The sequence below is a fragment of the Bradyrhizobium sp. CCH5-F6 genome (assembly GCF_001556045.1).
Classification (GTDB): Bacteria; Pseudomonadota; Alphaproteobacteria; order Rhizobiales; family Xanthobacteraceae; genus Bradyrhizobium.
This window is the reverse complement of record NZ_LSIC01000194.1, coordinates 73003-98458: the sequence shown is the minus strand read 5'-3', so window position 1 is coordinate 98458 and position 25456 is coordinate 73003. Positions and strand designations below refer to the sequence as shown.

10 protein-coding genes and 1 riboswitch are annotated in these 25456 nt (G+C 65.8%); of the genes, 5 read left to right on the top strand and 5 right to left on the bottom strand.

All coding sequences use genetic code 11. The annotated features are described in order from the left end of the window. Nucleotides 1–56: 56 nt before the first annotated feature. Nucleotides 57–278: riboswitch (cobalamin riboswitch) on the bottom strand. Nucleotides 279–318: 40 nt separating this feature from the next. Next, complete coding sequence (gene cobO, locus AX729_RS33905; RefSeq protein ID WP_061028583.1) at nt 319–954, top strand: cob(I)yrinic acid a,c-diamide adenosyltransferase; 636 nt, start codon at nt 319–321, stop codon at nt 952–954. A gap of 12 nt (nt 955–966) precedes the next feature. Beyond that, nucleotides 967–2415 (top strand): cobyric acid synthase, encoded by a 1449-nt coding sequence (locus AX729_RS33900; protein ID WP_061028581.1) that lies wholly within the window; start codon nt 967–969, stop codon nt 2413–2415. Here the strand turns inward: AX729_RS33900 and cobD are convergent. Both cobD and cbiB read right to left on the bottom strand, forming a co-directional pair. Further along, nucleotides 2404–3369, bottom strand: coding sequence for a threonine-phosphate decarboxylase CobD (gene cobD / locus AX729_RS33895; RefSeq protein WP_061028579.1), 966 nt, complete (start codon nt 3367–3369; stop codon nt 2404–2406). The two genes, AX729_RS33900 and cobD, sit on opposite strands and share 12 nt — an antisense overlap. A gap of 11 nt (nt 3370–3380) precedes the next feature. Beyond that, entirely contained in the window at nt 3381–4322 is a 942-nt protein-coding gene (gene cbiB, locus AX729_RS33890) for an adenosylcobinamide-phosphate synthase CbiB (RefSeq protein ID WP_061028617.1), read from the bottom strand. Nucleotides 4323–4448: 126 nt separating this feature from the next. Between cbiB and cobU the strand changes: the two genes are divergently transcribed. The 3 genes from cobU to bluB are packed head-to-tail and all read left to right on the top strand — an operon-like array spanning nt 4449 to nt 6368. Next, complete coding sequence (gene cobU, locus AX729_RS33885; RefSeq protein ID WP_061028577.1) at nt 4449–4952, top strand: bifunctional adenosylcobinamide kinase/adenosylcobinamide-phosphate guanylyltransferase; 504 nt, start codon at nt 4449–4451, stop codon at nt 4950–4952. After that, nucleotides 4949–5731 (top strand): adenosylcobinamide-GDP ribazoletransferase, encoded by a 783-nt coding sequence (gene cobS / locus AX729_RS33880; RefSeq protein ID WP_061028575.1) that lies wholly within the window; start codon nt 4949–4951, stop codon nt 5729–5731. The genes cobU and cobS overlap by 4 nt, the downstream gene beginning before the upstream one ends. Before the next feature lie 4 nt (nt 5732–5735). Then, entirely contained in the window at nt 5736–6368 is a 633-nt protein-coding gene (bluB, locus tag AX729_RS33875; RefSeq protein ID WP_061028573.1) for a 5,6-dimethylbenzimidazole synthase, read from the top strand. 130 nt (nt 6369–6498) lie between these two features. On the opposite strand, the gene AX729_RS33870 is transcribed toward bluB, so the two are convergent. The 3 genes from AX729_RS33870 to AX729_RS33860 all read right to left on the bottom strand — a co-directional run bounded on the left by AX729_RS33870 (nt 6499) and on the right by AX729_RS33860 (nt 25300). Further along, nucleotides 6499–8184 (bottom strand): ShlB/FhaC/HecB family hemolysin secretion/activation protein, encoded by a 1686-nt coding sequence (locus tag AX729_RS33870; protein ID WP_061028570.1) that lies wholly within the window; start codon nt 8182–8184, stop codon nt 6499–6501. Nucleotides 8185–8188: 4 nt separating this feature from the next. Continuing rightward, a complete protein-coding gene (locus AX729_RS33865; protein WP_061028568.1) occupies nt 8189–24493 on the bottom strand; it encodes a leukotoxin LktA family filamentous adhesin in 16305 nt (5434 codons plus the stop codon). 69 nt (nt 24494–24562) lie between these two features. Then, on the bottom strand, nt 24563–25300 hold the full coding sequence (locus AX729_RS33860; protein WP_061028566.1) for a hypothetical protein: 738 nt from the start codon (nt 25298–25300) through the stop codon (nt 24563–24565). Nucleotides 25301–25456: the final 156 nt, after the last annotated feature.

Here is a 25456-nt window from a genome sequence, read left to right as displayed (position 1 = left end):
GCACGGATCCTGTTCAAAGGCCCGCTTCCCCGTCGCGGAACACCCCGTCCGCCGGTCCAAAATCGTCCGCGCTGGCAGGTCTCCCGGCTTGCGGAGCAGGGTTTTGCCCTTCGATCCCCGCCTTCCCGATTCCCTTTCGGGAGTCAGTGGCTTTGGGCATCTCTCCGGTCACGGTCGCGGGGGCGGCTGCATTTTGGATCCGAATCTTGCCGATTCGGGCCCTATCGCATTCCCTCTTCGCCTGTCATAGGACAGGAACCAACGCCCGGCCACCATTTGCCGGTGGCCGCCACTTGTCAAGCCGAAGGACCGGGACCGATGACGCCTGAACCGGATACCCAAACAGCTGAGGAAACCGACGCCCGGCACGCCGCGAAAATGGCGAAGAAGAAGGCCGCCCGCGACAAGATCATGGCGACCAAGAGTGGCGAAAAAGGCCTCATCATCGTCCACACCGGCGCCGGCAAGGGCAAGTCGTCCTCCGCCTTCGGCATGATCGTCCGCTGCGTCGCCCATGGCTTTCCTTGCGCGGTCGTGCAGTTCATCAAGGGCGCCTGGGACACCGGCGAGCGGCGCCTGCTCACCGGCCATTTCGGCGACCTCTGCCAGTTCCACGCCATGGGCGAGGGATTCACCTGGGAGACGCAGGACCGCGCTCGTGACATCGCCGCGGCGCGCACGGGCTGGGAGAAGGCCAAAGAGCTGATCCTCGACACGAGCTTGCGCATGGTCGTGCTTGACGAGATCAACATCGCGCTGCGCTACGACTATCTCGACATCGCCGAAGTGGTCGAATTCCTTTCGACGCAAAAGCCGCCGATGACGCATGTCGTGCTCACCGGCCGCAACGCCAAGGACGAGCTGATCGAGATCGCCGACCTCGTCACCGAGATGACGCTGGTCAAGCACCCGTTCCGCTCCGGCATCAAGGCGCAAGCCGGCGTCGAGTTCTGAGACGATCTCGCCATGGTGCGCGCGCTGATGATCCAGGGGGCCGGCTCGGACGTGGGCAAGTCGCTCATCGTTGCCGGCCTCGCGCGCGCCTTCACGCGGCGCGGCCTGCGTGTGCTCCCGTTCAAGCCGCAGAACATGTCGAACAACGCGGCCGTCACCGTCGATGGCGGCGAGATCGGCCGCGCCCAGGCGCTGCAGGCGCTCGCCGCCGGCGCCGAGCCGCACACCGACATGAACCCGGTGCTGCTCAAGCCCGAGACCGATGTCGGCGCGCAGGTCGTCGTGCAGGGAAAGCGCATCGCAACAGCCCGCGCGCGTGACTACGCGGCGATGAAGCCGCAGCTCATGGGCGCGGTGATGGAGAGCTTCGAGCGGCTGAAGGCGCGCGCCGATCTCGTGCTGGTGGAAGGCGCCGGCAGCCCGGCCGAAGTGAACCTGCGCAAGGCCGACATCGCCAATATGGGCTTTGCGCGAAAAGCCGACGTGCCGGTCGTGCTGGTCGGCGACATCGACCGTGGCGGCGTCATCGCACAGCTCGTCGGCATCAAGACGGTGATTGACCCTGACGATGCCGCGATGATCCGTGGATTTGTCATCAACAAGTTCCGCGGCGATCCCACGCTGTTCGACGACGGCTACAGGCTAATCGAAGACAAGACGTCCTGGCGCGGCCTCGGCGTGCTGCCCTGGTTCGCGCGTGCCGGCGAGTTGCCGGCCGAGGATGCGCTGGGCCTGAGTGACGCGCGAAAGCCGGGCCGATGCAAGATCGCCTGCCTCGCACTGTCGCGCATTGCCAATTTCGACGATCTCGATCCGCTCAAGCTCGAGCCGGACGTCGATCTCGTCATGGTCCGCCCCGGCGAAGCCATTCCCGGCGATGTGAAACTCGTCATCATCCCGGGCTCCAAATCCACCCGCGGCGATCTCGCCTTCCTGCGCGCGCAGGGCTGGGACATCGATCTTCTCGCGCACCACCGCAGGGGCGGCCACCTGCTCGGCCTCTGCGGCGGCTATCAGATGCTCGGGCACAGCGTCGCCGATCCCGACGGGATCGAGGGCCCTGCGGGCGACACGCCGGGCCTCGGACTTCTGGACGTGAAGACGGTGATGAGCCCGCAGAAGACGCTGACGCGCGTTGCGGCCGTGCATGCCGCGACCGAGGAGCGGATCGAGGCCTACGAAATCCACATCGGCCGCACCGACGGCCCCGACCGGGCGCGGCCATTTGCGAAGCTGAATGGCGAGCCGGAAGGCGCGATCTCGCGCGATGGCCGCGTACAGGGCAGCTATCTGCACGGCCTGTTCACCTCGGATGATTTCCGCAAGGCTTATCTCGCGGAGCTCGACATTCGCGCCGGCGACGAGCCCTATCACGCCAGGGTCGAAAGCGCGCTCGACGCCCTTGCCGATCACATCGAAAAGCATCTCGACGTCGAAGGTCTGCTCGCGCTAGCGCGCTAGAACCTCGGCAAGGCGCGCCCATTCGGCTTCGCTGCCGGGAAGTCCGAGGCGCAGCCATGTCGGTTTCTGCGCAAAGACGCGCGACCAGATGTGGCTGCGCGCAAGCTTCTCCTGTGCATCAACCGCGTCGGGCGTCTCGTAGAGACGAAACAGCGGCGTGCCGCCGACGAGCGGCCAGCCCAGCGCTTGCGCCATCTCGTCGAGAAGAACACAGTCGCGCGCAAGCCGCGCTGACGTGGCCTCGGCCCAGGTATCGTCACGCAAGGCCCGGCTGCCGATTGCGATCGCCGCGCCCGATATCGGCCATGGCCCCGACAACGCTGCCAGCTTGCCGATATCAGCAGCATTGCCGATCGCGAACCCGAGCCGCAGGCCGGCAAGGCCATAGAACTTTCCGAAGGAGCGCAAAATCAAAAGTCCCGGCCGATCCGCTTCGGGCGCGAGCGACAATTGCGGAACGGCATCGGCAAAGCTCTCGTCGATGACGAGACGGCCAACACGCGGCAGCAATGCCAGTGCGTCCTTCGGCGTATGACGCCGGCCATCGGGATTGTTGGGATTGACGACGATGGCGAGATCCGCGCCCGCCAGCGCGTCAGTATCCGCGACCTCCCGGACGTCCCAGCCTGCGGTCGACAGGACCCCGGCATATTCATTGTAGGTCGGCCCGAGAATGCGCGCGCGGCCGGGGGGCGCGAGTTGCGGCAACAATTGAATCGCGGCTTGCGCGCCGCCCATCGCAGCAATCGGCGCGTCGGTGCGGTAGGCATGCTGCGCGGCCTGATGCAAGGCATCGATCTCGGCGCGCGAGGGCAGCGCGCTCCACGCGCGACCGCTTATCTCGCCCACGGGATAAGGCAGCCGGTTGATCCCGGTCGACAGATCGATCCAGTCCTCGGCGCGCCCACCAAAACGCTGCTGGGCCAGATCGAGATTTCCACCGTGCTCGCGCATGCCCCGTTCTTTCACGCGAAAGCCAGGATCGCAAGGACGCCGGCGACCAGCATCATGGCGCGACGGTACAGCGTCAGCGCCTCGCCGATGTCGGCGGCGCGCGGATCGCGCGCGCCTTCGTTCAGCCAGGGCTCGTTGGTGACGCTGCCGTGATAGATGCGGGGACCGCTGAGCCGCACGCCGAGTCCGCCGGCCATGGCCGCTTCCGGCCAGCCGGCATTGGGCGAGCGATGACGGCGCGCATCCCGCGTCATGCACGACAGCGCCTCCGACCGGTGCGGCGCCAGCAGCACGAAGAGAAATCCTGTTACCCGCGCCGGAATGAAATTGGCGGCATCGTCGATGCGCGCCGCCGCCCAGCCGAACGCTTCGTATCGCTCGCTGCGATGGCCGATCATCGAGTCCAGCGTGTTGATCGCCTTGTAGCCGAGGATTCCGGGCAGGCCGAACAGCGCGCCCCAGAACACCGGCGCCACGATGCCGTCGGAGGCGTTCTCGGCGAGGCTCTCGATCGCCGCGCGCGCGATGCCGGCTTCATCGAGCGCCGCGGGATCGCGGCCGACGATACGCGAGACTGCGTCTCGTGCAGCGACGATGTCGCCGGCCCGTAACGGCTCTGCGACGGCAGCCACATGATCATGCAGCGAGCGCAGCGCGACCAGGGGCCAGGCCAGGATGCCGATCAGCGCGATCTCGAGCCAGCCCCGGGGGAGCAACGACTGAAGCAACCAACCGAGCACAACCGAGAGCGCGATCACCACGAGCGCGCCGGCAACGCCGGCAGCGCGGCGCAACGTCGGCGGATCGGACGCCCGATTCCAGGCGGAATCGATCGCGGCAATCAGCCAGCCCAGCCACGTGACGGGATGGCCGATCCGCACGAACAGCCACGACGGCCAGCCCAGAAGGGCATCCACCGCCATCGCCACTGCCATGGCCCCCGCAAAGCTCACGAAAATCTCCCGTCTCTCTCCGCCCCTGTTGCGCAAGACGGCGGCCGAGCGCAAGCCCCTCGCGGCCTGATTTCGGCTTTGTCTTTGGCCGCGTTTGGTGATTAGTGCTGGCCGACAGGAGACCTCATGGCCGTCATTTTGATCACCGGCGGAACGCGATCGGGCAAGAGTACCCGGGCGGAAGCGCGCGCGCGCAGCTTTCCCGGCCAGCCCGTCTACATCGCAACCGCCGAGGCGCTCGATGGTGAAATGGAGGAACGAATCGCACGACATCGCGCGCGGCGCGGAACCGAATGGATCGAGCGCGAGGTCCCGCTCGATCTCGTGCCGGTGCTGCTCGCAACCGATGGCGGCGGCGCAAGGCTGGTGGACTGCCTGACGCTGTGGCTCTCCAACCTGATGCACGCCGAGCGCGACTGGGAGCACGAGATGAATGCGCTTGCCGCCACCCTGCCCCGTCTCAAGAGCCCGGTCGTGCTCGTCACCAACGAGGTCGGTCTCGGCATCGTGCCCGACAACGCGCTGGCACGCAGCTTTCGCGACGCCGCCGGGATCATGAACCAGGCCATCGCCGCGGCTGCCGGCGAGGTCGAATTCGTCGTTGCCGGCCTGCCGATGAAATTGAAATGATGCCGCGCGGCGAATTTCTGAAAGACGTCATCGCCGATCTCAGGATGGCAGCATCTTTCGTGACGATTCTTCCCGTCGCATCGTCGAAGCCCGCGGGCGATGGCGCCGTCGCCCGCGCGACCTGGGCCCTTCCCATCGCGGGACTGCTGGTCGGCCTTGCCGGCGCGTTTGTCTACAAGATCGCCAGCCGGTTCGGATTGACGCCGAACCTTGCGGCCCTGCTCGCGCTAGCCACGACCACCCTCATCACCGGCGCGCTGCACGAGGACGGGCTTGCCGATACCGCCGATGGACTGGGCGGCGGCCGCACCCGCGAACGCAAGCTCGAGATCATGCGCGACAGCCGGATCGGCACCTATGGCGTCTGTGCGCTGATCCTGTCGTTCGGCCTGCGCTGGAGCGCGCTTGCGGCCATCGCAAATCCATGGGGCGTCGCACTCGCGCTGTGCGCTGCGCACACTGCTGCCCGCGCGGGCGTGCCGGCCTTCATGTCGCTGGTCGCCCCGGCGCGGCCCGACGGGCTGTCGGCCAGCGCCGGATCGCCACCGGGCCGCAGCGTCGCCCTCGCTTTCGCTGTTGGAACCTTCGCGCTCGCCCTGGCGTTGGGACCGGGCAAGGCGCTGGTGGCGCTGATCCTGCTGTCGCTCGCCGGATACATGCTGGCGCGGCTCGCCATTCGCCAGATCGGCGGGCAGACCGGCGACATCCTCGGCGCGTTCGAGCAGCTGGGCGAAATTCTGATCCTGCTGGTGGCCGCGTCCTACCAATTGGGGCATTGACGTCATGGTCGAGTTCGATGACGGCTTCCGCCGGCACTTGCGCGAGCTGTTCGTGTGGCGGCGCGACGTGCGCCGCTTCCGCAGCGATCCGTTGCCTGATGGCGCGATCGAACGCCTGATCGAGACCGCCTGTCTCTCGCCTTCGGTCGGCCTCAGCCAGCCCTGGCGCTTCGTCACCGTCGACGAGGACGCCCGGCGCCGCGCCGTGATCGACGATTTCAGATCGTGCAACGCCGATGCGCTGAGTGCCTATTCCGGCGAGCGCGCAACGTGCTATGCCACGCTGAAGCTGTCGGGCCTCGAACAGGCGCCCGGCCACCTCGCCGTGTTCGCGGACAAGGCCGGCGACATCGGCCACGGCCTCGGCCGCGCCACCATGCCGGAGACGACCGAATATTCCGTGGTCGCCGCGATCAGCGCGATGTGGCTCGCCGCGCGCGCCGAGGGCATCGGCATCGGCTGGGTGTCGATCCTCAATCCGGATCGCATTCACGCCGTCCTCAATGTGCCTGATACCTGGAAGTTCATTGCCTATCTCTGCATCGGCTATCCCGAAGCCGAATGCGACCGGCCCGAGCTGGAGCAGGCGAACTGGGAGCATCGACGGGGAGCGGACGAGTTCACGCTGCGAAGGTAGCACGCTACACCATCCACCGTCATTGCGAGCGCAGCGAAGCAATCCAGGAATGTATCCGCGGATGGACCCTGGATTGCTTCGTCGCAAGAGCTCCTCGCAATGACTGCGGAGAGTGCGGAGCGACCCGCGGCTACGACTTGCTTCTGCCGGCCACCGCCGCCACCGGCGCTGGGCTTTCCTTCTGGAACATCAACAAAGGCCGCAAGATGATGCGGCCATAGGCCTCGTAATGGTTCTGGGTCGAGACCGCCATCTTCAGCGGCGTCGCGTAATTGGCCTCGAACGTCATGAAGGGCGCGTAGGTCCAGGAGAAGCCGACGCCGACCGAGGCAAGCTCAGTCACGCCCGGGAAGGTCGAATACACCGCGCCCCAATCGGTGAAGATATAGGTGTCGAAACCCTTCAGCCATTGCGACCAGTTGTAGTGCAGCTCGGCGTTGAAATAATAGCCGCTGTCGCCGGAGGCCGAGTTGGAGGGATAACCGCGCACGGTGGTGGGGCCGCCGATCGAGAAGATCTGGTCGCCGGGCAGCAGCTTTTCCTGGGTGTACTGCCAGCTCGCCAGCACGTTGGCGCTGAAGTTCGCGGGGCCCGCGGCGCTGGTTGCGATCAAGGAGCCGGTATAGGTGTTGAACGTGCGGTCGTTGCCCAGCACGTGGTCTTTCCATTCGATGTAGTTCACGGCGGGCGAGACCGTGATCGAATAGGCGTTGCCGGATTTCGTCACCGAGACGCCGGCGGTGGCCCTGTCGTAATGATCGTTGGTAACGGCGATCGTGGCGAAGCGGCTCACCGTCTTGCCCTCGGTCAAGGCGGCGTTGACCAGCACCAGCCAGTCCTGCGTCACCCAGACCGGCTGGCTGAAATTCACCGCGGCCTGGCTGGAGCGTCCGGTGACGTCGAGCGCGACGAAGGGACCCTGGATGATCTTGATTTTGCCCTCGGTGTAGCTGACGCCGACGCGGCCGCCCCAGGGATTGACCGGAATGCTGTAGGCAGCGTTGCCGTTGAGATTGCCGTCGGAGCGGACGCCGTAAAGGGTCAGGCGGTCGTCGACGCCGAACAGGCCGTGGCGCTTGTAGAAGGTGCCGCCTTCCCAGCGGCCGGTGTTCTCCACGCCCTGGTTGTCGACGAAGACCTGCCAGGTGTCGACCGGCGGCTCGATCACGGCGAACTGGAGGTCGGTCAGGCCGAAGCTCGTGCCGGGCTGGAGCAATGCCTTGATCTGCACGTCGTTGGTGCGGTTGAACCAGATCACGTCGCGATTGAGCTTGGGAACGTCCAGGACCTCGCCTTCGGGCTCCTTCACGCGATCGAGGATATAGTCGGTGCGGGTCTGCTTGTTGCCCTCGACCGTCGTCTTCTGGAGCCGTCCTTCGGTCAGCTTGACCTTCACCACCCCGCCCTTGGCGTCCTGCTCCGGCAGCGTCGCGATGCCGGTGACGATCCCGCGCTCGGCATAGATGGCGTTGATGTCGGCGACGAGCTGCAACAGCGCGGCGATGTCGACATCCTTGCCGACATACTTCTTCGCGATCTCGTCGAGCTCCGCCGGCGTGATGAATTTGGATTCGTCGAACGTGATCTTGCGCAGGCGGAATTTCGGCCCGCCCGGCTTCAGCAGCTGGGACTTTTCCCGCTCGCCGCCGATCACCGCCGGCCCGGTGAGCTTGGGCGGCGCGCTCTGCTGCTCGAGCTGCCGTCGCTGCCGGTCGATGTCGTTCTGGATCACGCCGGGATTGATCGACTGCGCACGCGCGGGCACGACGCAGGACGCTGCCAGCCCCACCGCCAATACTGCCCTCAGGACCCGCATCCGATCACCAGGCCTGTGCGAGACGGCCTACAGCCGGCGCCGTCGTCTCGATCGCCGCATCCTTCCAGCCCGCACGTCCCGCACGCTGCCCCTTCTGGCGCAGCTTGCGCATGTCGCTGAGCCCCTCGATGTTGACGGCCGGGCCGGCCCCGATGGTCTCGACCGCTCGCGGCGTCAGCAGTGCGTCGAGCCGCGCCTGGCCGGAGAGGCCAAGCACGTAGAACGTCCCGCCGTCCTTCTTCGCGAGCCAGGTCTCGATGCTCTGATTACCCTCGCCGTCGACCGAGATGTTGCGCACCATGCTGGCGCCGGTGAAGTCGTAGCAGCAGGTGTGGGTCGGCCCATAATTGGTGACGGTCGCCGAGATGTTGCCGGTGTAGAACACCACATAGGCGTTGCTGACATTGGCATTGCCGATCTGGCTCATCGTGAACACGCCGTCCGGCTGGTAGAGCTGGAGCGCGGGCCAGCTGGACGGCGCCGGCGTGCGGTTGTCGAGCAGCACCTGCGCGTTCGCGGTGGTCAGCATCAGCTGGCCCGGAACGTAGCCGTTGATGATCGAGACGGCAGGCGCATCGGTCCAGAAGGTCGCATCCACCACCCTGAACTGGTTGATGATGATGTGCTCTGGATCGATCGAGACGTTGGCAGACTTCGCGACGCCGCCATTATAACCGGTGACGTTCATGATCAGCGGGATCTGCGGCGTCGAGCGGACCTGCTCGCCCCTGACGTTGATCGTGTCAGCCGCGAGGTCAAGCTCTTTCACGACGCTAACCCAGCCGATGGTCAGGTCGCCCGGCGAGGTCAGCTTGACGATATTGCCCCTGATGCGGTCGAGCGAGACCGAGCCCGCCGACGCGAAGCGGGTGTCACCATTGGCGGCGATCGATCCGCCGCGGATTGCGCCCAGATCGGAGCGCAAGTCGATATCGCCGGCATCGCCTGGGATGCCTGTGGTCGTGAGCTGGGTGAAGACGATGTCGTTCACTGCGTGCAGCGTCTGCGTGCCACCGCTGATGGCAGTGCCGAGCGTAATCGCCCCCGTCGTCGCGGTGATGCCGAGCGAGCCGCCGGCATTGAGATTGTCCCAATGAACGACGGTGCCTTGCAGCACGGCGTTGCCGCTGTCTCTTATACACCCCGCCGCGATCAGCCTCGCCGAGCCACTGGCCGAGACCGAGCCAAGCGTGGTCGCGCCGCCTGACAACACCGTCTGCGCCAGGATGAAGCCGCCATCGGCGGTGACGTCGATGCTGCCGGCGTCGCCGGCGTTGCCGGTGGTCGCCAGCGAGTTGAACGTCACGTTCTGGGTGGCATGGACCGTCTGCGAGCCGCTGCTGTCGGCGGTGCCGATGATGATGCTGCCATTGTTCGCGACCGCGCTGAAGCTGCCGCTCGCGCCGGTCCCCGTCCCCGCCAGCACCTGGTGCAGCATCAAGCCGCCGATGCCGATGATGTCGACGCTGCCCTTCACCGCCGACAGCAAGCTCGCCTCGGTGTCGGTCAGGACCTTGACGTAGATGTCGCCGGCGCTCGTGCTCGCCGACAGCCGCGGCGCGCTGAGAATGAACCGGCTCGCCGCGCTGCCGATGCCGTTCGAGGCGCTCAGCGCCACTTCGGCGCCCGCGCCGGAGGCGACGAACCTGGTCTGGCCGTCGCCATTGTCGACGATCGCTCCGAGCGAGGCGACACCGCCGGCGGTGACGACGATCGAGGGGGCGTTCGAGGCCGCCGCGTAGGATTGCGACGAATTCAGCTGGCCGATCGTCGCATCGCCCGTGGTGGTCACCGAGATCGATCCGGCCGCGTTGATGGCGGAATAGGCGCCCATCGACAGCGTCGCGGCGACCAGCGTGACGCCATTGGAGCTGCTGGTCGCAGTCACCGGTGCCGCGCTGGTACCGGCCGCGAAGGTCATGCCGCGGTCGGCGAGCAACTGCATCAGGCCGCCGCTGCTGATGTCGGCATTGATGGTGAGCGCGCCACGCGCAACGTTCAGCGTCAGGGCGCCGCCGGCCCTGAGCGTCCCAAAAGTACCGCTGGCGCCGACCGCGAGGTCGCCGGTGACGGCGAGGATGCTGAGGTCGCCGACCGCCGAGCCCGTCATCGTGCCGGAGATGTTCAGCTGCAGCGGCTGGAAGACGGAGCCGTTGAAGCCGATATCGCCGCCGGCGCGCAGATCGAGATCGGTGCCGAGGATGTGGATCGCCGTGCGGTCCGTGAAGCCGGCTTCGGCGTAGATGCTGCCGGTGGCGGCGAGCTGGATCGCATTTCCGGCGGAGATGTTGCCGAGGATGAGATCGCCGGTGGTCTGCTTCACGTAGATGCCCTGCGCGGACGAGACCTGGTCGAGCTGGTCGTTGGCGGGGTCGGCGAAGGCGATCTGAATCGCGTTCGCGTTGGCCGCGGGATCGCTTCCGGCAGTGCCTGGGGCACCAATATTGCCGTGCTCGGCGATCAGCGTCAGGTTGCCGATGTCGCCGGATATCACGGGCACACCGGTCACGCCGGCGGCGGCGGAGATGCTGGTGACGGCGTCGAGCTTGACATCGCCGCGGCCGGTCACCTCGATGCCGTTGGCCCGGGCCGCCGTGATCGGCCCGTAATTCGCGGTGATGCCGCCGAGCGCGAGGCTGTTTTTGCTGCCGAGATAAATATTCGTCAGCGCCTTGGCCGAGATCGCGATCGGGTTGTCGACGACGACGAGGTTCTGCTGCGACAGGCTGACCGTATAGGTCGTGACGTGGGTGGTCGGATCCGTGACCGCGCCGACGGTGAGCTGGCCGGGGCCGGCCGTGGCGAGCAAGCCCCTCTGCTCCGGCGTCAGCGACGAGGAATCGACGCTGGTGAAGGTGAAGGTCTGGGGCGCCGCCGAATTGCCGACCGAGCCGCGCGGCGCGTAGAGCATGATCTGGTTGGCGCTGACATTGGCCACGACGTTCTCGTCGATCGGCGGCGGTGCCGCGCCGACTGCCGACGACGAAACCGTGTAGGCGAGTTGGCTCTGTGTCCACTGCGCGCCCGCGGTGATGATGCCGTAGACCCGCTCGGTCGATGCGAGCGTGTAGCTGTAGTTCGCATTGTAGGCGTTCAGCGCCGTCTGCAGCGCCGCGTTGCTCGGCAAGCGCTGGTTGGCCGTCGAAACGCCGTCGAACAGCTTCGTGAACAGGGTCGTCGACAGCGAACTGCCGAACAGGGTGCCCAGCGGATCTGCCGGGGCGCTACCGAGCAATGTCGTCAGCGAGCTCTTGAGTTCGTCGGTGGTGATCTTGCCGAGCAGGAACTGGTCCCGGAGGAACCGCGTCGTGGCCTCGGCCTCCATCTGCGTGGTCGTGACATTTGCGGGATCGATGCCCAGCTTGGCCGCCACCTGCGCCCGCAGCACCGTCAGCCCCACCGAGGTCGGATTGTAGGTGCTGCCGTTCTGGAATGCGATGTTCTTGAGCTGGAAATAGTCGTTGTAGGCCGAGGTCACCATCGACTGGTAGCTGTTGACGGCGTTGGTGGCGGCATTGCCGCTGAGCAGGTCGAGGCTGGCCCAGACGTCCTGGAGATGCTGGCTCTGCGCCTGGGTGAGACCCACCGCCGCCCGGCCATTCAGGATGCTGGCCTGGTTGCCGTCGGAGCCGGCTGCCTCGAGGAACACCGGCCCGCTGGTCGACTGGACCGTGCCAAGGCGCAGATCACCCTTCGACTGGACGATGTAGGTGCCGGTGGCCGAGGCGCTGTCGAGAACGCCGCCCTCGACGCTGCCGCCGGCCAAAATCGTTCCCGTCGCCTGGATCACCAGCGGATTGATGTTGGTCAGGGTGGACGCGCCGTTGACGACCGCGCTCGTCGCGCCGATCGCGCCGGCGGTGGAATTGATCTCGACGTTCTTGCCGATCACGACGGGCGTGGCGACGTCGTAAGCGGCCGCCGAGTTGATGTCGCCGTTGGCCGAGAGGAAGACGCTGCCCTGCGGGGCGTTGCCCGCGACGGTCGGGCTCACCTTCACCTGGTTGATCGACAGCGATCCGATCGCCGCGATCGCAATGTCGTGGTCGACGGAGTTGGCGGTCAGGCTGCCGCCATAGACCTGAACCTGCACGGGAACACCGTTCGTGCCGAGCGTACCGATGCCGCCAGGCGCGGACAGCGTCACGTTCTTGCCCGAGATCATCGGATTATTGGCGCTCGGACCGGACGTAATCGCCGAATTGACGCCGGTGGCCGTGACCGTCGTGTCACCCGAAAGGTTGTTGATCGGGCCATTGACGACGATACCGGAGTTCGAGCTGACATTGACGGTGCTGCTGCCGCCGCCGCTAAACTGGATGTTGATCGGGTTCGACGCCTTGACCGTATTGGTCAACGTCAGGGTCAGGTGATCGTAGATCTGCTGATACCAGTTGAATTGGGCATCGGCGCCGCAGCACTTCTCCGGATGGGTGTTGCCGCCGGCATTGTGATACGAACCGGTCGCAGTGATGACTTCCTGGAAGTTGGCGGTCTGGAGATTGCCGGTATTGCCGCCACCGCCGGTGGCCTCCATCACGTTCGAAACCAGGCTGATGGTGCGGGTCCAGTTCTCCCCGGTCGCCGGATTCGGCGTGTAGTGCCAGCCATAGTCGAACTGCGTGCTGGTCACAGGACGATCGAGCGTCGCCGTGTCGACCCACTGGTAATACATGTTCGCCTGCGGCGCGTACTGTATGTTTGCCGTGCCGCTGAGGCCGCTCAGCATCGAGGCGGTGTACGCGCTCGCATTGACGCCACTCGTCTGATACGTCGAGACCTGCTGGCCGCCCGCAGCGGAGGGATTGTAGACGTACCACGTCGTCTGCTGCTTGAGCTGATCGACGATCTGGATCACGCTGGGCGCGCTGACGCCGGTATTGATGGTGTTGGTGACGAGCTGGAGCCCGGTCGTATTGTTGACGGTGATCGTGCCGGCGCCGCCTTTGACCGCGATGGTGCCCTGAGAGACGCCGTTTTCGGTCGAGGTCGAGATGATCTTGCCGTTCAGATAGACGTAGCCGCCGGAGCCCTGCACCACGCCGTTCACGATGATCTGGTCGGTGAGCGCGTTGTACTTCACCCCGATCTTGAGATCGCCGGCGACCTGCGTCGTCGCAGCGGCCGTGATGTCGTAATAACTGCCGTTCCGCGCATTGGTCTGGGCCTGGGCGAAGGCCGAGCTGTTGCCCTTGAGGTCGTTGATGGCGGACAACGCCCCGCTGCCGATGTCGACCGAGTAGTTGCTGCTCGTACCGCTCTGAATGAGGCCGTTGACGTTGATGACCCCCGCCGAGATGATGATCGCCTGGCCGAGGATGAAGGGCGCGTTCGCCGGCGTTTGGTACCCGGAGGGCGTGGTCGAGCTCCAGTTCGAAGACGAGTTCGAGGCCGCGGTTCTCGGCGTGATCACGTCATTCTGGATATTGACGACCTGGAAGTAGGCCGAGCATCCCGAGCAATTGAACGGTGAGTAATACGTTTCCGTGTGGGTCGAGGTTGAGCCGTCAGGGTTCGTTACGACTGTGTCGTGCGTAGTGTTGCTGAAGACGCCCTGGTCGGTATAGGTATTCCGCTCCCACGGCGCCGTCGAGATGGTCTGGACCGTCGGCCCCTCCATCGCAGAGAGCGTGGCCACGCTCCCCACGCTGCCCGCGTTGGGATTGCCGCTGCCGGGAGCACCGGATCCCATCGGCAGGAAGATCGCCGAATAGAGCGACAGGCCGTCGTAGTACGTCATCAGCATGCGCGCGGTGAAGATCGTGCTGTTGGCGGCCGTTTGCTGAACGCCGGTATTCCCGTCGACGCAGCAGTAATAGAAATACGGGTGATTGCCGCCTGCTCCGATATGCGGGCTGGTCGCATAGTCGCCATAGGCGCCGAGATAGGTCGCCGCCGCCATCACCGCCGTCAGCGTGTCGTTGTCGGCCGGCTTGTACTGGACACCCGCCCATTGCGAGACGACGTCGTGGTTGGAGGTGTAGAAGCTGCCGATACCGCCGAGGAAGACGAACGAGCCGTTGGGCGCCACCATCTGGACGGTCGCGGCGTTGAGCGACTGCGACGCGACGATGCTGCCGAGCTGGTTGGTGATCTTGAGCAGGCCGTTCTCGTTGGTGACGACGCCGTCGAAATAGATGTCCGGCGTGCGGGTCAGCTGGTTGCCGTTCCCGTCGACGCCCAGGCCACTGCCGGGATCTACGCGGTTGTAGGTGGCGGAGATGTCGATGATCGGCGTCGCGCTCGGCGTTGCGGTGAACGTCACATTGGAGTGCGAGTCCGGGTCGACATGGTCGATCTGGCGGTAGTTGATGTTTCCACCGGTCACATTGGTGACCGTGAGGTTCGCAAAGTCGATGAAGTCGAGGCCCCGGTTCTCGACCTTGATCATCGGCGAGCCGCGCGCGATCACGGCCGGTGCCCCGTGGCCGGCGTCGCTGTTTCCGCTTAGCTTCTGCGCGAGGATCGAGACATTGCCGGCGGACACCAGCATGTCGCCGAACGCGAAGGCGTTGCCGGCGGCGTCGGACGTATATGGTGCCTGCTGGATCAGCGCATTGATCTGACGCTGGATGTCGCCGGTCGGATCGGCGCCGGACGGCGACATCGTGGGCGTCGGCGTCCGCACCGCGAGCGCGGTCCGGACTTGCGTCTCGGTCAGGCCGGTCAGCGTGACGAGCTGGTTGACGACGCTCTGGTAGGGATTGAATCCGCCGACGACGGTGTACTGGACCGTCTGGTGGTTCCAGCTCTTCACCGGGCTGAAGTGATCGACGTCCGAGACGTATTCGAGGGTGGATGACAGCGAAGAGTACGGGCTCGTCGTGCTCAAGGTCGGCGCGCTTGCACCGAGATCGATCGTGATGATCACGTCGTTGTTGATGCCCGCCACCACCAGGCCGTTGAGCGCGACATCGCCGGTTCCGCTGGTGTGGCTGTGGTTGTCGCTGTTCTTGGCGCTGAAGATGTCCAGATACGGATTGTAATTGCTGCCGTTGCCGGAGGCGGTGACCTGCCCCTGAGTTGCACCCAGATAGATGTCTCGTACACCGAGCACCCGCGAGCCGTCGGCGAGCGTCAGGCTGGTGGTGTCGCCGGCATTGGCCGTGCCGCGGTAGAGCGTCGAGATCGGAATGACTGTGTTGTTGTAGACGACCGTGGTCGCGGTCGCCTGCACGCTGCTGAAGGTGATGGTATCGCCCGACATGCCGGCAAAGATGTTGATGTCGCGCCAGGCCTCGATCGTCGTGCCGCTGCCGACATTGACGGACTGGTCCGCGTGGACCCAGCTGTTGGTGCTGGCGCCGACGCCGGCGATCGCGCCATAGAGGCTGGCATTGGCATTGTTGGAGGCCGCCATCGTCGCCGCCGTACCGACATAGATCTTGCCGGCGCTGAACAGCTCGCGGGCATTGATGTTCACCGCGAGCGTGGCGTTCGCCGTCATGTTGGATTCGGCGCCGCCGCCGGCGAAGAAGCTGGCCGTGGCGAGACTCGCCGTGTCCCTGGTGTTCAGCGTGTTGTAGGCCTCGATGTTGATCACCCCCGTCGATGTCCGCGGATCGGCGTTGAGGCTCAGGATCGTGCCGGCGCCGATATTGGTGGTGACGGTCTGGGTGACATCGGAGCCGCTGAGCGCAGCGGCCCCGGAGAACGATCCCCCGGAGCCTGAACGCGCGCCGCCACCGGCCTGGTCGACGATGTCGTTGGAGATGACGACCATATCGCCACCAGCCGAATTGATGATCAGATGCGTTCCGATCTCGGCCGTGGTGGTCGAGTTGACGTCGTTCTTTGCTCTGCCGGCGGAGACACCGGCCGTCGACGCCTGGTAGGCGTCGCCACTCGCGGCATAATTGGTGGTGTGCTTTGCTTCTATTTTGAGGCCGCCGAAATAGAGCGTGTCGTCCGTCGTGCCGCCGTCGAACCGCGCATTGGTCACGGCGGTGGAGGCGGTCGTGGCAACCGCCGCCGCGCCGGCATAGGTGCCGCCCGCGCCGACCGTCGCATTGGAAACATTGGCATCCGTACCGGTCGCCGTGATCTCGAGGATGCCGGTGTAGTTGGCGTGATTGAGGTTATCCATGTCCGCGGGCGCGCCCAGATAGGCGTAGGTGTGCGCACTCGACGAGGTCTCCGCGACGGTCGCACCCAGGGCCAGGAAACCGGTCGAGAGGCCGGTCGCCTCGGCGTATTGGGCGCTGTCGTTCTGGGCCGCGATGACCACATCGGCGTTCGGAAGCTCGATCCCCGTTCCGCCATAAGCGCTGACGGTCGCGTTCTGGGAGGCCTTCGCGTAGCTGCCCTGCGCGCCGATCAGCGAGCCGCCGCCACCGGCGAGCGCCTTGGCCCAAGTCGTCGTGCCGCCGCTCGGAACCAGCGCCATGGCGGTCACGGCCAACGCCCCGCCCGAGAAGGTGACGTCGTTGCCGACATCCGCCGTGACCGTGGCTCCGACCGTGGACTTCGCGATGGCGACGCCGACCGCGCCGCCGCCGACCGAGACGCCGATCGCTTCGCTCGAGAGATTGGGCATGATCGACGCAGTCACCAGCGTGCCGACACCGGTCGCGGATGTCGTGATCGAGGAACCAGAGCCGATCTCGGCGGTCACGTTCGAATTCTCGTGAGCCTCCGCATCCGCTCCGACGCCGGCGAGGATACCGCCGCCGAGCGCCGTCGCCGTTGTGGACAATCTGCCGGCGCCGGACGCGCCGACCGCCAGCGTCGAGACATTGACCGTGGCGTCGTCCAGAACCTTGGCCGCGACCGAGCTCGACCGTCCCGCCGTGGCGACCGAAGCGCCGACCGCGGCGGCACCGCCGGTGACGCCGCCCGTGAAGACGACCTGGGTCGAGGAGTCCTGCGCCATGACGGCGACGCCGGTACCGCCCGTACCGGTGATCTGGCCGCCGAGCTGAGCCGTCACGGTATTGGCGACATTGCCGACCGCAACGGCGGCCTGCGCGCCGAAGTAAAGCGCCGCGCCGCCAGCGATCGCCTCGGTGTCGATGGTCTTGCCGCCATAAGGTCCGGTGCTGGCATCCTTGACGACCGCCGCAACGGTCACCGAGGGCGCGGAAACGATCGCGCTCAGATTGGCGAGCACGCTGCTGTTGACGCTGGTGTAGCCGATCCCCGCACCGATACCGACATTCTTGGCAAAGCCGGCGCCGAGCAGATACATCTTGGCTGCGTTGGCGCTGGTCGCGGCGACATTGACCTGCGTGCCCGTGACGTTGCCGCCCGCGATTTGCGCGGTGACTCCGTCATTGCCGCCGGTGAGAACGTCGCTGACGTTGTAGGTCGACGTCACGTTGGCACTGTTGGGATTGCCGGCGGTGCCGCTCGCGACCGCACCGCTGCCTTGCGTGGTGCTGGTCCTCGCGTTCACCGCCGCAATCGTGCCGTTGCCGCCCTGATTGAGCTGGCCGGTCTGCTGCCCCTGCGTGTCCGGATCGGCGGTGTTGGTGCCGATGATGATGACGCCGACGGTCGCTCCGATGCCGACGCTGCCGCCGATCCCGGCGGTCACCGCGTAGGACAGCACCTCCTTGGTGCTGAGCGCGTTGACGTTGATCGCGCCGGAGGAGTTCAGATTGCTGTTGCGGCTCTCCGCGATGGTCTGGCTCTTGAACGCGATGACGTTGGCGGCGGCGCCGACGCCGACCCCTGCCCCGCTGGCGCCGACCGCGAGCGCGCCGGCGATTTCCTTGATCGCCACGTCCTCGTTGGCGTTGATCGTCACCGCACCGGCCGTACCGCCCGTCACCCCCTGCAGCGTGGTGTCGTAGACGCCGGCGATCGTGGTGTTGTTGGCGACCTCGATATTCGCCATGCCCGCGATCGCGGCCGTTCCGGTCGAGAGCGCGCCGCCGATCGCATAGGCCTCGAAACGGTTCTTGGTCTTGGCCTCGACGTCGAGCGCGCCGCTCAAATTGAGCGCGGTCGTGTGCGCGGCGCCGTTGCCCTGATAGTGGAACTCGTCGCCGACATAGGCCAGGGTCCGGTTCGAAGAGACCTGCACCAGGAAGGCCGCGCCGATCGCGGCCTGGCTGCCATAGGCGCCGGAGCCGTTCGCGGAGAAGATGCCGGTGTTGTTGTTGGCGTTCACCGTCAGCGACGCGGCCGTCAGCGCGCCGCCATCGACATAGGCTTCCGTCGTCGCCTGGAAGACGTTCAGCCCGACCGAACCGGTGTTGAAGCCCACGGCGATCGAGGACGCATCCTGCTCGGCATTGGCTTTCACGGTCACGGCACCGACCGTCGGGCTCGACGACTGCACGCCGCCGACCGTGGCATTGGTGATATAGGCGAACGTGCCGCGCTGCATCGTGGTGCTGATGACGGTCGCACCGCCGCCGCCATTGCCGGTGGGCGGCACGATACCGGCGCCGAACGCGCCTGAATAGGAGAAGCTCGACGCCGCGACCACGATCTGCGGCGCCAGCGTCGAAGAGGTCAGGCGCGTGTCGATCGCCGCGCTGTCGATATAGGCCCGCGTCGCCCCGCTCATCACGTTGGTGATCGGGTTGATCATGATGGCGATGCCGCTGCTCGCGGCCAGCGAGGCGACATTGGTCACGACCGCCTGGTGCGAGCTGGCCACCACGGCAAGGCCGCGCACGGTGTCCTGGTTCTCGGAGAGATCGGGCGTAGCGTCGCTCGGCGCGTGGGCGGTGCCGAGGTCGAAGGCATGCACCAGCGTGCCGTTGTTGACCGACAGCGTGTTGGTCGAGCTGGTCCCGAGCGCATCGACCTTGGTGTTCGCGCCGCTGATAAAGGCGGCGGTGGCCCCGGTGATCCGGTTCGTCACCAGCGAGCCGGCGCCGCCGGCAGCGCCCTTGCTGATCGACACCGCGCCCGCGAACACCGCCGCCTTGTCGTTGTTGCCGGCGATCACGCCGACATTGTTGGTGGCGGTGACGTCCGCGCCGTTGACGCCATTGGTGCCGGCGGCGGTGATGCTGGCGGTGACGTTGGTCCCCATCAGGTTGGTGGCGACCGAACCGGCCAGTCCGACCTGCGACGACATCGCGATACCGACGGCGACGGTGTAGATGCTGGCGTTCGAGTTCGCACCGACCGCGACGTTGCCCGAAGCAGTGAGCTTGGAGCCCGTGACCCCTGCACTGACATTGTTGGCGATGCTGCTGTAGACCAGCGCCAGGCCCGCGGCGCTTCCTTGCGTCGAGGCGCCCGCGACCGCGGCCGTTCCGGTGATGCTGGAATTGTCGGTCGCATTGACCGAAATGTTGTTGGCCGTGACGGAAGATTGCGACGCGCTGGACTGGTTGTTGCCGATGGCAGCCGAAACGGTGTTGGCGATGCTGCTGATCGTGGTGCCGCCGACGCCGGCGAACTGTCCGGTCGCAAGGCCGAAGCCGATCGTCACCGACTGGATCTTCGAGGAATCGACCGCGCTCACACTGACATTGCCGCTGCTGCCAGCCGACATCAGGACGTTGGCGATATAGGCCGAATGCGTCGTTGCGATCGTGTTGTAGACGATCGAGGCGCCGACATTGTTCTTGCCGGCCTGGATGAGGCCAGCAACGGAGATGATGCTGGCGCCCGGACCGTTGCCGGTGCCGTCGTTGAGCGCCGCCGCGCCGAAGTCGATGCAGTTCTGCCCGCCCGTGCCGCCCGCGACCGTACAGGTGTCCGAGGCGAGACGGTTGTTGTTAGACTTCTTGACGAGGTTGCCGAGCGCCGTGTCCAGCGCCGACACGGCGCCGCTGTCTGCCAGCACCGTCACGCGTCCAACGTTGATGGTCACCGTTGCGCCGCTGCTGATATAGGCCGTCGTGGTCGGCGTGATCTCGCTGACGACGATCGCGCCGGCGAGCCCGTTGGACCCCGCCCCGCCCGAGGCCGCACCGGCCGCAATCACACTGGCGCTGTCGGACATCACCAGCAGAGTGTCGTAGTTCGAAATCGACGTGCTGCGGATATGCGCGTCGGTCGCATTGCCACCCGTGGGATCGGCAACCGACGCATAGGTCAGCCCGATGCCGACGCCGGCCTGGCCACCCGATACGTAGAGCGAACCACCGCCGATCGCGATGTTCGTCGTCTGGTAGGCATCGACCTCCAGCGAGCGATTGACGCCCGTGGACTGGCCCGTGATCGTCGAACTCTCGATATAGGCGTTGGCGCTGTCCGTGATGATGCCCACGGAGGCCGACAACGACGCAGCATTGGATTTCGATCCTGCCACGCCGATGGCGACGACGGTCTCCGAGCCGCCGTTGAGCGCCTGCACGGTCACCGAACTCTGATTGTTCATGGTGGTGCCGTAGACATAGGCGAGTGTCGCGTTGTTGGACATCGCCACCGCGATAGCGCCACCGATCGCAGCGCCCTGGGCGGACGCTCCGGCGAGATTGAACGCCGCGGAGCCGGAGCCGTTGCTGAGGATGGTGTCGTTGAGCGCTTGAACGAGCGTACTCGTCAGCACGGCGCCAGTCGTTGTGTACTTGTTGACCGTCGTGTTCCTGATATAGGCGCTGGTGCCGAGCGAGACGTCACTCACGGACGAACTCCCGGCAAGATCGATGCTGAAGCCGCTGGTGCTCGATCCCGAGGTCGAACCGATCTTGCTCGCGGCCGTCGCCACCCCGGCGGTCCCTCCGGTCGAGGCCGCGCCGGCAGCGTCCGCCTTGTCGGAGAAACTCGACGACGCCGGCTCCGAGACCGATGCCGCGACGGCGGCCGCGGTGATACGTCCGGAGGTGGTCGCGCTGATCGCGAGATTGTCGACGTTGACCGCCCCGCTTCCGCCGCTGTTGCCGGCAAACGGATCGTTGGAGCTGAATACGCCGGGCCGGATATCGGAATGGTTGTCGCCGATATAGGCAGACGTATCGGTATTTGCGCCGAGATAGACGACGGACAATCCAACCGCTGAACCGCCGCTTCCATTGTAGTTCATCGCGCCGGACAGCGTCACGACCGACAGATCCTGCTGGGCGAGGATGCCGACGGTCGGGGCATAGACGGTGGCCTGACTCGAGATCGACGCGTGCGTCGTGTTGTTCAGGAATCCGAGCGAGGTGATGCCGTTCAGCGCCAGCGCGCCGGCAGCCTTGCCGGACGACGGAGCGACCGCGACGAATTGGTCCGACGTGATCGCGGTGACGGCGATGTCGTCCGCCGCCCGCACCGTCGCGCGGTCGGAAATGCCGGCGATGGTGCTGGTGTTGAACTGGACGAGATTGAGCGCGCCGCCGACCGAAGAGCCGCCCGACGTGTTACCGGGCAGGAAGCCGAGCGTGCCGACATTGCCGGCGGCGTCGATCGAGGCCGTGGTCGTGGTCGCCGCGATCTGGATGCTGGCGTCGTAGGTGTGGACGTCACCGTTGTTTACCGTCGCGGACCAGCTGCTGCCGCAGGCCGCGGTGGTGCAAGTCGCGGTCAGACTGGCGCTGCCGGCCACCCAGGCCGTCGTGTTGTTGTTGACGACGAAATGGTTCATCGAGCCGGCGAGGCCGATCACGTCGCCAGCGTCGGCCGTAGCGTTGGCATAGCTCGTCAGGATGTTGCCGCCAACGCCGAGATTGCCGTTGAGATGGCCGAGGACCTCGGTCAGTCCGTCCCACTTCAGCCAGGTATTGGTGATCGGCATCGAGGTGGTGGCCTCAACGGCGATGTTGGCCGCGTTGACGGTGGCGCCGCTGCCGATATAGGCGTTGGAATTGTGGTTGAAATTGCCCCAGGCGACCGCCGCGCTGATCGCGACGCCCTCACCGCTGGTGACGTCCTTGGTGATCGCGGAAGCCGTCGCATTGCTGCGCACGCCCCGATCGATGAGGGTGCTGACGACCGCGACGTTGCCGCTGACATAAAGGCTGGGCGCGCCGCCGCTCGGATTCTGGCCGATCGATGCCGTCGCGTTTTCAGTGCTGTTGGCCAGCGACAGCGCACCGGCGGCCTTGAAATTGAAGTTCACCGGCATCAGCGAGACCATCTGCTGAGCCATCATCCCCGTCAGGCTGGGGCTGGAGACCAAGAACTGCTGGATCGCGCCGACCAAGGCCGGCGTACCGACAATGGTCGACGCCATGGTCGAGTTGCTCGTCGTGTTCGAAGTCGCCTCGACCAGAACGGAGCCGTTCATCCGCGACGACGCGCTGGTGCCCAGCGACGAGCCGAGCGTCGCGTTTGCGGACGTGGTCACGTCGCTGATCGCGAGTGCTCCGCCAACTCCACCGCTGGCAGTCGGCGTGCTCAGCGCAATCGACGTCGCGCCGGTCGAGAACGAGTTGTTGTTGATCGCCCGCACCGTCAGCGAGTTGCCGGATGCATTCACGGTGCCGACGGCAAGGTTCGCGCCGGTCGCAACGTTGGCCGTGGTCGAGACCGAGCCGGTGGAATAGGCCACCGTCTCGACGAATTGCGCGCTGGAGGTCGCTGCGACCGCGGTGACGGCCAACGTTGCATCGTTGATGGCGTGGATGCCGAGGCTGCCGCCTGCGCTGATCGTGGCGCCGGAGGCAACATTGGTGCTGACATTGCCGTCGATCTTGCCGACGACAGCGGCGGCACCGATCGGCGAGCCGCCGATCAAGGTGCTCGCAATCGACGGATCCTGCGCCGTCTCCGAACCATGCGAGGCGATGGAGACGTTGCCGGTGCCGTTGATGTTGGCGTTGCCGTTGATATTGACCGTAGCGCTGGCGCTCGCGGCCACGTAGCCGCCGTTGATGCCGAGCATCGAGGCCGCGAGCGTGGTGCCCACCAGCGTAAAGAGGCCAGGGACCGAGCTCGTAAAGCTGGACGACGCCGTCGAGGTCGCGCCGATCGAGATGTCACGGCCGGTGATCGTGCCGTCGACCGTGATGGACGTCGCGGCGGTCGCCTGGCCCGACAGCTTGGTGTCGCTCGCCGTCGCCCTCAGCGTGACGTTGCCGCTGGTGTAGGTGGTGCCGCCGAAGTTGACTGACTGGGCCAGGATCTGCGCGCCGTTCATGATCGCGATGTTCGGCGCGTCGATGATGACGTTGTTGGCGTTGCCGGTCGAATGGCCGGAGCTATCGAGACGGCGGGCATCGATCATCGCATGCGCGGCGAGCGTGATCGAATTGTCCGCCTGGATCAGGTAGTCGGCGCCGGCGCTGAGCCCGGCGAGCGCATTCGCGATCGAGCTGTTCGACAGCGTCACGCCGGTATCGCCCTGGCTGGCATCGCCAACGACAAGGTCAATCGGATCGAACAGCAGCGTGCCGGCCTTGCCGTTCGGCGCGGCCACGTTGACAGCAACGCCGCGGCCGACGTCGATGACGCCATTGGCGCTGAAATCGACGAGGCCGGCATTTCCGGTCTTCGCGCTGGCGTTGAACTTGGCGCCGCCCGCCACGGTGAGGTTCTGGGCCGCCTTCAGGCGGATCTCGCCCGTGTTGCCGATCGTGCTGGCGATGTTGAGCCTGGCGCTCTTGCCGATCTCGATGTTGTTGCCGGCCTGCACCGTGATGTTGCTCGGCGTCGCGGTCTGGCTGCGCGCAGTCAGATGTCCGTTGACCCGGGCATTGTTGACCGCGCCGATATGGATCGAGCCGTTGCGCACTGTGATGGCGCTGGCGCTACGCAGGCCCTTGGAGTTGACGGAGGCCGCGAATTTCGCGGCATGGTCGAGATTGGCGATGTCGCGCTGGCTGGCGCCGCCGACATAGACGTTCTGCCCGGTCAGGCGCACGCCGTCCTGGGCGTTGACCCGGCCGTAGATGCGGATGTTGCCGTCAGGCGAGACCGGGAACGAGCCCGCCATCAGGTTACCGACGGCCGTGCCGTTGATCGCCCCACCGGGGCCGATCAGGCTGTCGGTGAACTCGCGCGTCGGCGTCGAGACGTTGAGGCTGCCGACATTGACCACGCCGCTGCGGCCGACCACGAAGCCCTTGGGATCGGCGAAATAGACGTTACCGCCGATCGCGCCGTTCATGTACGAGTTCAGTGTGCCGTTGACGTAGACCGGGGCGTCGCGAACGATGTTGACGAGATTTTGCGTGCCGGTCGGCAGTTGCAGATTGACGGTGTTGCCCTGCCCGACGCTGAACTGCGAGAACGAGTTGAAGGCGTTGTTGCCCGAAACCGTCGAGGTCGTGACGTTGGTGACGCTGCCGGAGGTCTGCAAGGAGGTCCCGGTGCGGCCGTCCGGAACGATGACGTTCGCCGTCTGTGCCTGAACGCGAACGCTGTAAACCGGCAGGAAGACCATCTGCATCGCGCAGAGCAGCGACATCGAACGGAAATGCGCAAGCCCGCGCAAGCCGCGTTCGCCATTGTCTCGCTTCGCAGATGGTCCGCGCATTTCAGATCCTCTTCATCGGCATTGGCGCCGATCCACGACCGGGTGGGAGAATGTCGCGATCGTCCGGCATCAGAACTGGCCGGGCGGAAGCTTGAAGATGTCGGGGCTCTTGGCGTCGGCGACGTAGAACAGCAAAAGGCTGGTCGGGGTCAGCACGCGGTTGTTCTCCTTGGTCTCGAACGTGCCCTGGAGCAGCAGGATCACCGAGCGATCCTTGGCATCGCTGCCGCGGAACATCACGATGCCGCCGTTGACGGGCATGTTGACCGCGATGGAGTCGGGCTTGAATCCTTCGCTGAGGAAATGGGCGCGCAGGATGTTGGCGTTGGAGAACAGCTTCTCCGGCGTCATCGCCGCGTCGGTCCCCTTCGACCAGACGGCGCCGACCTGGATCAGCGACTTGGACTTGTAGCCGAACACGTAGGAGAGCTCGGCGGTGCCGCCGTTCGGCAGCAGGTCCGGAACGGACAGCAGGATGCTGCGTGTCAGCTCGGACGCGTTGTCCTGCGCCTTGATGGCATCGGGCTTGGCGTTGAAATCCCTGGCCATCGCCGCGCGGACGTCGGCCTCGTTCATGCCGAACTTGGCGGAGCGGAAGCCGTCGATCGCCTTGCCCTTGTCGTCGGCGGCAGGTGCCTCGGCCGCGGCCGCCGATGTCGCGCCGGCGGCGGCCGGTGTCCCCGCTGCGCTGGCTTTGGGTGCAGGCGCAGCCTTCTGCTTCGGCACGGCCCCCTGGGCTGCGAGTGGCCCGACTGCAACGACGGTGAGCAGGCCGACGAGGGCCGGAACGAGATAGATTTTGCGCATCGAGAACCTTCGAAACAAACCTGAAACAACGCTTCAAAAATCAGCAGCACCGAAATCGGCTTCCCCGAACCGCAAGCTCAACCGGACTGAAATTGTTGCAACGCCACAAGGCGTTACAAAGCGGCACGCGAAGACAAAGCTCGAAACAGCGACTCT

Coding starts and splice junctions, on each gene's coding strand:
- cobS (WP_061028575.1), top strand. CDS start 4,949: ATGATGCCGCGCGGCGAATTTCTGAAAGACGTCATCGCCGATCTCAGG.
- cobO (WP_061028583.1), top strand. CDS start 319: ATGACGCCTGAACCGGATACCCAAACAGCTGAGGAAACCGACGCCCGG.
- cobU (WP_061028577.1), top strand. CDS start 4,449: ATGGCCGTCATTTTGATCACCGGCGGAACGCGATCGGGCAAGAGTACC.
- AX729_RS33900 (WP_061028581.1), top strand. CDS start 967: ATGGTGCGCGCGCTGATGATCCAGGGGGCCGGCTCGGACGTGGGCAAG.
- cobD (WP_061028579.1), bottom strand. CDS start 3,369: ATGCGCGAGCACGGTGGAAATCTCGATCTGGCCCAGCAGCGTTTTGGT.
- AX729_RS33870 (WP_061028570.1), bottom strand. CDS start 8,184: ATGCGGGTCCTGAGGGCAGTATTGGCGGTGGGGCTGGCAGCGTCCTGC.
- AX729_RS33860 (WP_061028566.1), bottom strand. CDS start 25,300: ATGCGCAAAATCTATCTCGTTCCGGCCCTCGTCGGCCTGCTCACCGTC.
- AX729_RS33865 (WP_061028568.1), bottom strand. CDS start 24,493: ATGCGCGGACCATCTGCGAAGCGAGACAATGGCGAACGCGGCTTGCGC.
- bluB (WP_061028573.1), top strand. CDS start 5,736: ATGGTCGAGTTCGATGACGGCTTCCGCCGGCACTTGCGCGAGCTGTTC.